The organism is uncultured Xylophilus sp., from assembly GCA_913776965.1.
Lineage (GTDB): Bacteria > Pseudomonadota > Gammaproteobacteria > Burkholderiales > Burkholderiaceae_C > Xylophilus.
Map to the genome: position 1 here is coordinate 1 of CAJYQL010000039.1, position 11,093 is coordinate 11,093.

Annotated in this window: 10 protein-coding genes and 1 pseudogene; 6 read left to right on the forward strand and 5 right to left on the reverse strand. The window is 70.7% G+C overall.

The window, feature by feature from the left end:
* Both QZ500_RS06095 and nth read right to left on the reverse strand, forming a co-directional pair.
* Positions 1 to 543: pseudogene (locus tag QZ500_RS06095) on the reverse strand (hypothetical protein); the annotation flags it as partial.
* A complete protein-coding gene (gene nth, locus QZ500_RS06100; protein WP_295852245.1) occupies positions 540 to 1,190 on the reverse strand; it encodes an endonuclease III in 651 nt (216 codons plus the stop codon). The gene nth and the pseudogene QZ500_RS06095, both read right to left, overlap by 4 nt.
* 74 nt (positions 1,191 to 1,264) lie before the next feature.
* On the opposite strand from nth, the gene QZ500_RS06105 reads away from it, so the two are divergent.
* The 6 genes from QZ500_RS06105 to QZ500_RS06130 all read left to right on the forward strand — a co-directional run bounded on the left by QZ500_RS06105 (position 1,265) and on the right by QZ500_RS06130 (position 7,111).
* Positions 1,265 to 2,461: a PLP-dependent aminotransferase family protein gene (locus QZ500_RS06105; protein WP_295852293.1), complete on the forward strand. Its 1,197-nt coding sequence runs from the start codon at positions 1,265 to 1,267 to the stop codon at positions 2,459 to 2,461.
* 90 nt (positions 2,462 to 2,551) lie between these two features.
* Entirely contained in the window at positions 2,552 to 3,763 is a 1,212-nt protein-coding gene (locus QZ500_RS06110) for a serine hydrolase (protein ID WP_295852248.1), read from the forward strand.
* Positions 3,687 to 4,754, forward strand: coding sequence for a serine hydrolase (locus QZ500_RS06115; protein ID WP_295852251.1), 1,068 nt, complete (start codon positions 3,687 to 3,689; stop codon positions 4,752 to 4,754). The genes QZ500_RS06110 and QZ500_RS06115 overlap by 77 nt, the downstream gene beginning before the upstream one ends.
* A 57-nt stretch (positions 4,755 to 4,811) precedes the next feature.
* Positions 4,812 to 5,072 carry a hypothetical protein gene (locus tag QZ500_RS06120; protein ID WP_295852253.1) on the forward strand — a complete coding sequence of 87 codons (261 nt, stop codon included), beginning with the start codon at positions 4,812 to 4,814 and terminating at the stop codon, positions 5,070 to 5,072.
* Between the two features lie 342 nt (positions 5,073 to 5,414).
* Positions 5,415 to 5,729 (forward strand): helix-turn-helix domain-containing protein, encoded by a 315-nt coding sequence (locus QZ500_RS06125; RefSeq protein ID WP_295852254.1) that lies wholly within the window; start codon positions 5,415 to 5,417, stop codon positions 5,727 to 5,729.
* Complete coding sequence (locus QZ500_RS06130) at positions 5,726 to 7,111, forward strand: type II toxin-antitoxin system HipA family toxin (protein WP_295852281.1); 1,386 nt, start codon at positions 5,726 to 5,728, stop codon at positions 7,109 to 7,111. Before QZ500_RS06125 ends, QZ500_RS06130 begins: the two co-directional genes overlap by 4 nt.
* A 96-nt stretch (positions 7,112 to 7,207) precedes the next feature.
* Here QZ500_RS06130 and QZ500_RS06135 read toward each other — a convergent pair whose 3' ends face one another.
* The 3 genes from QZ500_RS06135 to QZ500_RS06145 form a co-directional block, all read right to left on the reverse strand.
* The gene (locus tag QZ500_RS06135) at positions 7,208 to 7,954 is read right to left on the reverse strand and encodes a sulfite exporter TauE/SafE family protein (protein WP_295852282.1); all 747 of its coding nucleotides are present in this window, start codon (positions 7,952 to 7,954) and stop codon (positions 7,208 to 7,210) included.
* Between the two features lie 9 nt (positions 7,955 to 7,963).
* Positions 7,964 to 10,309, reverse strand: a complete 2,346-nt coding sequence (locus QZ500_RS06140) for a cytochrome P450/oxidoreductase (protein ID WP_295852285.1) — start codon at positions 10,307 to 10,309, stop codon at positions 7,964 to 7,966.
* 167 nt (positions 10,310 to 10,476) lie between these two features.
* Positions 10,477 to 11,093: tripartite tricarboxylate transporter substrate-binding protein (locus QZ500_RS06145; RefSeq protein WP_295852290.1), on the reverse strand; the 617-nt coding region annotated here is incomplete at its 5' end.

The window sequence follows — 11,093 nt, forward strand, 5'->3', positions numbered from 1 at the left end:
GACGCTGGTGGTCGCCGCCCGGGCGGCCTCGGCGCTCACGCAGGCGGCGACCACCAGCGTCTCCAGAGCCACCGCGCCCAGCGCGATGCTCTGCGAGACGCTGGGCCGCCCCTGCTGCACCAGCACCACCGCATGGGCCGCGCAGACGCCGGCCAGTACCGCGTTGACCACCCGGATGCGCCCGGCGAAGCTGGGGTCGACATAGGTGAACCATGCGAGGAGCAGCGTCGTCCCGGCGAGCAGGCCGAGCCAGCGCCGGAGGTCGAGCTGTCGCCCGAACAGCTGCAGCGTGCCGGCATAGAACAGCAGCCCGCCACCGATCAGCGCCAGGTTGGCGACGATCACCGACAGCGCATCCGGCAGCACGCCCCGCCCGGCGAACAGGCCGGCGGCCAGGAACTTGGTGAACATGCCGGCCGCCCACGGCGTCAGCCCGCCGACCGACGGCGGGTAGCTGCGCCGCAGGAAGGCGAGCACCACGCCGATCAGCAGGCCGAGCACGCCGGCCACCAGGATGATCGAGCGGGGATCGAAGGTCGTCATGCGCGGGTGGCGGGCGCGGGCGTCTTCGGACGGTAGTCGCACCAGTGGGCAACCGCGCATTCCCAGCAGCGCGGCTTGCGCGCGACGCAGACATAGCGGCCGTGCAGGATCAGCCAGTGGTGGGCGTGCAGCAGGTACTCCGCCGGAATGCGCCGCAGCAGCGCCTGTTCCACCGCGAGCGGCGTCTTGCCGGGCGCGAGGCCGGTGCGGTTCGCCACCCGGAAGATGTGGGTGTCCACCGCCATCGTCTTCTCGCCGAAGGCGACGTTCAGCACCACGTTGGCGGTCTTGCGGCCGACGCCGGGCAGGGATTCCAGCGCGTCCCGGTCGTGGGGTACCTCGCCGCCGTGTTCGTCGATCAGCTTGCGGCAGGTGGCCAGCAGGTTGCGCGCCTTGGTGCGGTAGAGCCCGATCGTGCGGATGTACGACTCCAGCCCCTCCAGGCCCATGTCGAGGATCGCCTGCGGCGTGTTCGCGACCGGGTAGAGCTTGCGGGTCGCCTTGTTCACGCTCGCGTCGGTCGCCTGGGCGGACAGCAGCACCGCGGCCAGCAGCTCGAACGGCGTGGCGTATTCGAGTTCGGTACGGGGTTCGGGATTCGCCGCCTGCAGGGTGGCGAAAAACGGTGCGATGTCGCTTTTTTTCATGCGGAAGGGCGACGGCGAGTCTAGCGCCGCAGCGCTACGATGACGTTTTTTGCCCACGAAGCCCCGTCATGTCGCTGCCTTTTGCCTCCCGCCTCCAGAACGTCGAGACCTCCGCCATCCGCGAACTGTTCAAGCTGCTCGGCAAGCCGGGCATCGTCAGCTTCGCCGGCGGCTTCCCGGACAGCGCGATGTTCGACGTCGAGGGCATCGCCCAGGCCAGCGCCCGCGCGCTCGCCGAGGAACCCGGCGCCCTGCAGTACGGCGCGACCGAAGGCTACGAGCCGCTGCGCGAGCAGCTGGCCGCCTTCATGGCGACCAAGGGCGTGGAGATGGCGCCGCAGGGCCTGGTCGTCACCACCGGCAGCCAGCAGGCGCTGGACCTGATCGGCAAGACCTTCATTGACCCGGGCGACAAGGTGATCGTCGAAGGCCCGACCTTCCTGGCGACGATCCAGTGCTTCCGCCTGTACGGCGCCGATCTGGTGAGCGCGCCGGTCGACGGCGAGGGCGTGCGCACCGACGAGCTGGAGCGGCTGATCGTGGAGCACCGGCCGAAGTTCGTCTACCTGATCCCGACCTTCGGCAACCCGAGCGGCGCGCTGCTGAACCGGGAGCGCCGCCGCCGGGTGCTGGAGCTGGCGGTGCGCTACCAGACGGTGGTGGTCGAGGACGATCCCTACGGCGACCTGTATTTCGGCGACACCCCGCCGCCGCCGAGCCTGCTGGCCCTGACCGCCGAGGTGCCCGGCAGCCGCGACCTGCTGGTCCACTGCGGCAGCCTGAGCAAGGTGCTGAGCCCGGGCCTGCGGGTCGGCTGGATGGTCGCGCCGCCCGCGGTGCTGGCGAACGCGGTGATGTGCAAGCAGTTCAGCGACGCGCACACCAGCACCTTCGCGCAGGCCACCGCCGCGCAGTACCTCAAAAGCGGCCGCATGCCCGCGACGCTCGCCACCGTGCGCAGGGTGTACGGAGAGCGCGCCACCGCGATGGGCGCCGCGCTGCAGCGCGAACTGGGCAACGCGATCACCTTCACCCAGCCGCGCGGCGGCCTGTTCTTCTGGGCGGCGCTCACCGGCGCGGGCGGTACGCTGGCCGATGCCCGCGTCTTCGCGCAGCGGGCGATCGCCGAGAACGTCGCCTTCGTGCCCGGCGCTCCGTTCTTCGCCACGGCTCCGGACGTGTCCACGCTGCGGCTGAGCTTCGCGACCGCCGACCTCGCCAAGATCGAGGAAGGCGTCCGGCGCCTCGGCCGGGCCCTGCGCGCCGGCTGACGGCGGGCGGGCGTCCGGGCCGCCGTACGGCGGCGCCGGGACGTTCATTTGCTTGCAGCCGGCGACCGTCGCGCCGGCAGACTCGGGCGCATGCCGATGCGTCCGCTGTCCTGCCTGTTTCCGACCCTGCCTGTCCGCGCCGCCTGCCGTGGCGCGGCCGCGGCCTGCCTGCTGGCTGCGGCCGGCGCGGCACCCGCCGTCACGCCCGCGGCCGGGCCGGTGCAGGGCGTGCCGGCCTGGAACGCCCGGCTCGCGGCCGAACTGCCGCGCATCGCGCAGCAGCACCGTGCGGGCGTCGGCGTCTACGTGCGTGATCTCGGCACCCAGGAAACGGCGCACTACCAGTCGGACGAAAGCTGGTACCTCGCCTCCACCGTCAAGGTGCCGGTGGCGATCGCGGTACTGCGGGCGGTGGAGCGGGGGGAATACAAACTCGATACCGGCGTGAAGCTGCAGGCGTCCGACTATGTCGACGGCGCCGGGCTCACCAACCGCTATCCGGTCGGCACCTCGCTCACCATCCGCTACCTGATCGACCAGATGATCGTCCACAGCGACAACACCGCCAGCGACATGCTGATCGGGCTGGTCGGGGTGGACGAGGTCAATGCGGTGGTGGCGTCGCTGGTGCCGACCGGCTTCGGCCGCATCACCACGCTGGCCGAGGTGCGCCGGCTGGCCTACGGCAACCTCATCCCGGCCGCGCGGCGGCTGAGCGGCCGCCAGCTGATCCTGCTCAACCGGCAGCGCAGCGATACCGAGCGCATGGACATGCTGTCGCGCTTCACCGGCACGCCGGTGACCCAGTTCAAGCTGCCGTCGCTGGAGGAGGCCTATGCCGCCTACTACGCGAGCGGCCTCAATTCCGGCCGGCTCGATGCCTACGGCGAGCTGCTCGCCCAGCTGGCACGCGGCATGGCCCTCGGCCCGGCGCAGACCGACTATCTGCTGAAGGTGATGCAGCGGGTCGAGACCGGGCAGCACCGCATCAAGGCGGGTCTTCCGGCCGGCGTGGCCTTCGCCCACAAGACCGGCACGCAGCGCCGCCGCTTCTGCGACGCCGGCATCGCGCAGGCGCCGGGCGCAGGCGCGACGGTTGCGCCCCAGCGGGTCGTGATCGTCGCCTGCACCCGCGGCGACCTGTCGCTGGAACGTTCGGAGACTGCGCTGCGCGAGGTCGGTTCCGCCATCTGTAGATCGGGTCTGTTGACCCATGGAGTGATCGATGCGCCTTCCTGTCCCCCTGTCGCGCTTCCGGCGGCTGGCCGCGTGCCTGCTGCTGGCGCCGCTGCTCCTTCCTGACGCCGGCCGTGCTGCCGGCTGGACCGATGCGCTCGGCCAGCGCATCGACGCGATCGACCGCGGCTCGCCCGGCACGCTGGGCGTGTACGTCAAGCGGCTCGACAACAACGAGGCCTATTCCCACGGGGCCGATAAGCGCTGGTACCTGGGCTCGACCGTCAAGGTGCCGGTGGCCGTCGCGGTGCTGCAGGAAGTGGATGCGGGCCGGCTCGCACTGTCGGAACGGCTGGTGCTGGCGGAAGAAGACAAGGTCGATGGCTCCGGCCAGCTGGTCTGGAGCGCCGTCGGTACCGGCTACACCGTCGATTCGCTGATCACCCGCATGCTCACGGTGAGCGACAACACCGCCGCCAACCTGCTGATCCGCCGGATCGGCATCGACACCCTGAACCGCAGCGCGCGGGCCGCGATGGGCGCCAAGAGCTTCGAGCGCTTCACCGACTTCGAGCAGATCCGCTACGACGTGTATGCCGAGCTGCACCCCGACGCGCGCAAGCTGAGCAACCGGCAATTGGTCGAGATCGCGGCCGCGCCGGTCGGCCCGCGCCGGCTGGAGGCGCTGCAACGCGCGTTGAAGGTGGACGACTCCGATCTGCGCGCCAAGACCTTCGACGAAGCCTACGACCGCTACTACGCCCACGGCTTGAACCAGGCGACGCTGGAGGGCTACGGCGCGATGCTGGAGAAGCTGGTGCGCGGCCAGTTGCTGTCGCCCGCCAGTACGAAACGGCTGTTCACCGCGATGAAGTTCGGCACGCCCGGCAACTACCGGCTGGAGGCCGGGCTGCCCAAGTCGGTCAAGTTCATGCACAAGACCGGCACCCAGTACCGGAGGGCCTGCCACGTCGGGGTGGTGAATCCGCAGGACGGCGGCGCACGGGCCATCGTCGTCGCCACCTGCGCGGCCGACCTGGACGACCAGAAGGAGGCGGGCGGCGTATTCCAGCAGGTCGGCCGGGCGATCAGCGAGGTGCTGCTGCCCGCGCGCTGACCGCCCGCGCGTTCGCCCCGATAATCGCCCGCCCGAAATCGCTACTGGAACCCGCGGATGACCCTGATCAACGACGTGACCGACACCTGGAATGCCTACCTGCGCGCCATGCGCGAAGGCAACAAGGCCGCACTGGCCGAAGAGCGCGAAGAGCTGATCTACGACGTGCGCAACTTCGCCTTCTCCAAGGGCAAGCTGTCGCCGGTCGCCTTCAAGGAACTGCTGCGCACCGAGATGGAAGTCGCCCAGCTGTCCGATACCGCGATCGAGATCACGCTGCCCGACGGCGAAGTCGTCGAAATCCAGGCGCGCCGCTGAAGCGCCCGTGGTGCCTTCCCCCTGGCGGAAGTGAGGGCATCAAATGAGAACCATTTTTATCCTGCTACACTGAATCCATCGGGACGCGACCCGGAGCCTTCCCGGCTTCCGGCGCTGCGTTCCCCGGTTTCATCGTGGGGCGACCCGAGATCTTTACGGTCTCCAAGGTCGTTTTTTGCTAGCCATCGGTTCGTCCGGCCAGCCATGCATTTTTTCCCACGCGCTCGTGTCGTTCCGGCACCGTCGTCACCCCTTCCCTGAGCCCTCGTCATACCGCGGGCTTGCGAGCGCGGCGTTGTGACACTAAAGTAGTCGAAACACTGAATCGACTACTTTGGTGCTATGAAAACCATTGCCGATATCGCGTCTCGGTTGCGCCAGCGGCTGGCGGAGCAGGGAAGCACCCAGGCGCAACTCCGAGCGACGGCCGGAGTGTCGCAGCGGACGTTGACCAAGGTGCTCGGCGGGCAGGACGATTTCAAACTGAGCACGCTGCTGGCACTGGCCGACCGGCTGGGCCTCGAACTGCTGCTGGTGCCGAAGGGCGCGGCCGGGGCGGTCGGCGCCGCGCCGGTCGCTGCCGGCCTGGCGGTCAGGTCGCGCGTGCAGGCGGCGCTCGACCGGGCCGCCGGACCCGACGACCGCCGCACGCCATGAACGTCAAGGCCCTTGCGATCTACCTGGGCCGCGACTTGCGGGTGGGGGTGCTGTTCCAGTTCGCGCCCGAAGGCGCGGCGGTGATCAACCGCTTCGAAGCCGACCCGGCCTTCCGGGCGCTCGCCGCGGCGCCGGTGCTGTCCACGTCCTTCCTGGCGGACGCACCGGAAGACCAGCAGGCGCTGTGGAGCCAGATCACCGCGGCGCCGTTCAACGGCCGCCATTCGCCGGCGCAGGGCTGGCTGCTGCCGTGCTTCTTCCAGAACCTGCTGCCGGAGGGCGTGTTCCGCGACCATGTCGCGGCGCTGCGCGGCTGCGACCCGCGCGATCACTTCGAGATGCTGGCGGCGTGCGGCCGGGATCTGCCGGGCAATGTCTACGCCCTGCCGGTCGAACTGTCCCGCGATGCGCTGGCCCACTACGTTACCCAGGATCAGGATGCGCTGGAGATGACGGTGACGGCCGATCCGCTGGAAGAGGGCGTGTCGCTCTCCGGCGTGCAGCCCAAGCTCGGCGTGCTGCGCCAGGGCGACCGCTATGTCGGCCGTACCCGCGACCAGGACACCTGGATCATCGCCAAGCTCCCGGTCGTCGGCATGCCGCTGCTGCCGGAGGTGGAAGACCTCTCGCTGCGGCTCGCCGCCGCGGCCGGCGTGTCGGTCTGCGATGCGACGCTGGAGCCGCTCGGCGCGCTCGCCGCCCGCCACGGCTACGACCTGGGTGATGCCGACGGGGACACCCGCTTCCTCGCGGTGGTGCGCTACGACCGGTCACCCGGGGGCCGTATCCATGCCGAGGATTTCGCGCAGATCCTGGGCGCGATGCCGGAGGAAAAGTACGGCAGTCCGGCGGGCGCCCGCCACAGCTACCTGAGCGTGGCGGCGGTGCTGCTGTCGGCGCCCTCGATGGGCGAGCCGGCGGTGCACGAGCTGCTGCGCCGGCTGCTGGTGAACGAGCTGCTGGGCAACCCGGACATGCACCTGAAGAACATCGGTCTGCGCTACCCCGACGGGGTGACGCCCGAGTTCCCGCCGGCCTACGACATCGTCGCCTATGCGGCCTTTCACCGGAACACCGGCCATGCGCTGCCGATCCTGCCGCCGGCCCTGGCGCCACGCGGCACGCCGCCGCGGCAGCAGCTGTCGCCCGCGGTGGTGCGCGTTTTCTGCGGGGCGCTGGGTCTGCCGGAGAAGCCGGCCGCGGCCGCGCTCGCGGCGTCGGCGAAGGCTGCCTTCGCCCGGTGGCCGGACCTGATCGCGCAATCGCGGCTCACCCCGCTGGCGAAGGAGCGGCTGCTGGCGCAGTTCCACGCGCATCCGATGGTGCAGTCGCTCGCGCGGCGGCAGGCGCGGGTCACTGCGCCATTGCTATCGAAAGAATAGCTGCCTGCGCAGGTGCAGCGGGCGCTGGCGGCTGTTTTTCTTCGATTTTTTCCTTCCGACGGCAGTGGTGAACAGGCTCGGCCGCCGCCGGCCCGCTCAGGAGAACAGCCAAGTCATCACCAGTCCCGTCGCCACGATGCCGGCGCGCAGCCACGCGGTAGGGATGCGGCGCGCAACACGGGCGCCGCCGTAGCCGCCGGCTGTCGCCGCGACCGCCATGACCAGCGCCTGCGGCCACTGCACCAGTCCGCCGGCGGCATACAGCAGCACCGCGATCGCGGTGAGCAGCGCGGACACCAGGTTCTTCAGCCCGTTCGCCGCATGCAGCTGCGTCTGTCCCAACAGGCCGAACAGCGCCAGCAGCAGAATGCCCAGCCCGCCGTTGAAGTAGCCGCCGTAGGCCGCCACAGCGAGCACGCCGATCGCGGCACGCAGCGGCGACGGATGCGCATCGGCACCCGCCGTCCAGCGGCGCAGCTGCGGGCCGAGCGCGAAGAGCAGCGTCGCGGCCAGCAGCAGCCAGGGCACGATCCGCCTGAAGGTGGCATCCGGCGTGACCAGCAGCAGCGCCGCACCGGCTGCGCCGCCGGCCAGTGACAGCCCGACGAGCTGTCGCATCGACAGCCCGGGCGGCGGGGCCGCATCCTCGCGGAAGCCCCAGGCGCTGGCGGCATAGCCCGGCAGCAGTGCCACCGTGCCGGTCGCGTTCGCCACGACCGGTGGCACGCCGGTGAACACCAGCGCCGGCAGCGTGAGGAAGCTGCCGCCGCCAGCCACGGCATTGAGGGTGCCCGCCAGGAAGGCGGCGGTCATCAGCAGGGCGATCGATCCGGGGGTGTCCATCCTCTGAGCCTACAGTTCCAGCACCAGCCGGCCGCCGCGCGCCCGCGAGCAGCAGGTCATGCAGCGGCTGTGGCTGTCGCGCTCGGCACGGGTCAGCACCACGTCGCGGTGGTCCACCTCGCCGGCGAGCACCCGCACCTCGCAGGAGCCGCACAGGCCTTCCTCGCAGTCGCTGGGCACGTCGATGTTGGCAGCGCGCAGCGCCTGCAGCAGCGTCTGGTCGGCCGGCACCTGGACGGTGATGCCGGAGTCCTTCAGTTCGGCCTCGAAGGCGTGCTCCTTCGACGGGTCCAGCGTGCCGAGGGTCGAGGCGAAATGCTCGACCCGCAGGCTGTCCTCCGGCCAGGCGGCGCTGGCATCGGCGAGCGCGGCCAGCAGCCGCTCGGGGCCGCAGGCGTAGATGCGGGTGCCGGGCTGGGGCGTGGCCAGCAGCGCGGCGATGTCGAGGCGCTGTCCCGCATCGCCGGCGTACAGGTGCAGCCGCTCGCCGTGCAGCGCCTGCAGTTCGTCCACCAGCGCCATGCCGGCGCGGCGGCGGCCGGCGTAGTGCAGTTCGTAGTCGATGCCGAGCGCCCGGGCCCGGCGGGCCATCGCCGCAACCGGCGTGATGCCGATGCCGCCCGCGACGAAGATCGCCCGCGGCGCGGTCTCGTCGAATCGGAAATGGTTGCGCGGCCCGCGGATGCGCAGCCGGGCGCCCGGCACCGCATGGGCATGGACCCAGTCCGAGCCGCCGCGCCCGCCGGTCTCGCGCAGCACCGCGATCTCGAAGGCGTGGCGGTCGTCCGGATCGCCGCACAGCGAATACTGGCGCGACCGGTCGGGCGTGCCGCATTCCAGGTCGATGTGCGAGCCCGGCGCCCAGCGGGGCAGGGCGCGCCCGTCGGCCGCCACCAGCCGCAGCCGGACGATGCCGTCGGCCGCCGGCGCGGCGCGCTCGACCACCACGGTGCGGGCGATCGCATGGCGCGAGGGCTCGCCGATCCGCACCGGTGTCTCGACCGCGAGCAGTTCCGGCCGGGACCGTTCCGGGTTCTGCGCCGGGTCCCATTCCACCCACAGGTGCTCCGGCCCGCGGAACGAGGTGTTGGGCACATAGCTGAAGGTCTGCTCGGCCAGCCGCATGTGCGGCAGCCGGCGGGTCAGCTCCTCCAGGAACACCTGCATCTCCATGCGGGCCAGGTTCTTGCCCATGCACTGGTGCGAGCCGTAGCCGAAGGTCAGGTGGTCGCTCGCGTTCTCGCGCCGGATGTCGAACAGGTCGGCATCGGCGAAATGCCGCTCGTCGTGGTTGGCCGACGAGGTGACGATCAGCAGCTTCGCGCCGGCCGGGATGTCCATGCCCTCGATCTGCGTGTCGGCCGTCACCAGCCGGCGCCAGGCCGCCACCGAGCCGTTGTGGCGCAGGCATTCCTCCACCGCGTTGGGAATCAGGCCCGGGTCTTCGCAGATTTCGCGCCAGGTGTCGGGGTGCTGCAGCAGCAGCTTGAGCGCGTTGGCGGTCGCGTTGGCGGTGGTCTCGTGCGCGGCGACGATGCCGGCCATCATCATCGAATGCAGGTAGGAGTCGGTGACGACGTCGGGGAACTCCTTCTGCTTGCGGATGCCGTACTGCATCCAGCCGGGCGCGTCCGGGTCCTGGCGCATCTTGTCGAGCACCTTGCCGGCGTACTGCCAGAAGTTGCCGACCGCATGCGCCACCGCGACCTGTTCCTCCAGCTTCGGCCGGCCCCAGGTGTTGACGGTGTGGGCGATGCTGTACTGGCGCAGCGTGTCCATGTCCTCTTCGGGCACGCCGAGGAAGTGCAGGGCGACGGTCAGCGGCACCTCCCACAGCATCTGGTCCACCAGGTCGGCCCGGCCGTCGTTCACGAAGCGGTCGACGTAGTCGCGTGCCAGCCGGCGCACCATCGGCTCGTGGTGGCGCAGTTCCTCGGGCGTGAACGGGTCCATCAGCGCGCGGCGGCGCGGCATGTGGGCCGGCTCGTCCTCGTTGACCAGCGTGCGGTTCAGCGCGAAACCGTACGACGCGAGCACCGCATTGGCCTCGGGGCCGGTCGGGGTGATCTTCTCCAGCGCGTTCGACGGGCTGAAGGTGATGTTGTCGCGGAAGATCGCCTTGATGCTCTCGTAGCGCGTCACCACCCAGTAGCCGAGCTGCGGGCTCCAGAACACCGGCTCCTGCGCCCGCGCCCAGCGCACGTAGTCCGGCGGGTCCTGCTGGTAGCCGTCGGAGAACGGATCGAAGGCGGCCGCCTGGGCACTGACCGGGCAGCCGTTGGGAGCGCGCAGGCCGGCGAGCGCGGTGTGGTCGACCGGGCAGCGGCCGGCGGTGGGGGAAGCGGTGGTCGTCATGGGGCGAGTCCTGGGTTCGACATTGCCTGTGACGGCAAGGCGCCCGGCTCGTCGCATTCGTTCAGCAGGGACGCCGTGGATCGGGCTCTGCCTGTCCACCGGCGTCGCCCCCCCTTGCGCAGCGAAGGGGGGAGGCAGCGCAGCTGCCACGGGGGGATCTTCTCTGCCTAATCCAGCGTGATCTTCAGATCCCGGATCAGCTTCTGCCAGCGGACCGTCTCGGTGCGCAGCAGCTCGGCGAACTGCGCGCTGGTGTTGCCGACCGGCTCCACGCCGAAGTCCACCATGCGCTTGGTCACGGCCGGATCGCGGATCGCGGCCACGACCTGCCGGTTCAGCGTCGCGATGGTGTCGGCCGGCGTGCCGGCGGGGGCCACCATGCCGACCAGCGCGGCCGCTTCGACGTTCTTGTAGCCCAGCTCGGCGAAGGTCGGCACGTCGGGCAGCTGCGGCAGGCGCGTGGCGTTCGCCACGGCAAGCGGCTTGACCTTGCCGCCCTTGATGAAGCCGGAGCCTGCGGCCAGGTCCACCATCATCGCCGGCACCTGGCCGCCCGCCACGTCGGTCAGGGCGGGCGCCGCGCCGCGGTAGGGGATGTGCACCATGAACAGGCCGGCCTCGCTCTTCAGCAACTCCATCGCCAGGTGGTGCGGGCTGCCCGCGCCGGCAGAGGCGTAGTTCAGGCTGCCCGGCCGCGCCTTGGCCTGGGCGACGAAATCCTTCACGCTGGCGATGCCGCTCGATGGCCCGGCCACCAGGATCATCGGGAACTTGCCCATCAGCG

Bases quoted from the DNA above. Each gene is read 5' to 3' on its own strand.
- QZ500_RS06130 (WP_295852281.1), top strand. From the start codon at position 5,726: ATGAACGTCAAGGCCCTTGCGATCTACCTGGGCCGCGACTTGCGGGTG.
- QZ500_RS06110 (WP_295852248.1), top strand. From the start codon at position 2,552: ATGCCGATGCGTCCGCTGTCCTGCCTGTTTCCGACCCTGCCTGTCCGC.
- nth (WP_295852245.1), bottom strand. From the start codon at position 1,190: ATGAAAAAAAGCGACATCGCACCGTTTTTCGCCACCCTGCAGGCGGCG.
- QZ500_RS06125 (WP_295852254.1), top strand. From the start codon at position 5,415: ATGAAAACCATTGCCGATATCGCGTCTCGGTTGCGCCAGCGGCTGGCG.
- QZ500_RS06115 (WP_295852251.1), top strand. From the start codon at position 3,687: ATGCGCCTTCCTGTCCCCCTGTCGCGCTTCCGGCGGCTGGCCGCGTGC.
- QZ500_RS06120 (WP_295852253.1), top strand. From the start codon at position 4,812: ATGACCCTGATCAACGACGTGACCGACACCTGGAATGCCTACCTGCGC.
- QZ500_RS06140 (WP_295852285.1), bottom strand. From the start codon at position 10,309: ATGACGACCACCGCTTCCCCCACCGCCGGCCGCTGCCCGGTCGACCAC.
- QZ500_RS06135 (WP_295852282.1), bottom strand. From the start codon at position 7,954: ATGGACACCCCCGGATCGATCGCCCTGCTGATGACCGCCGCCTTCCTG.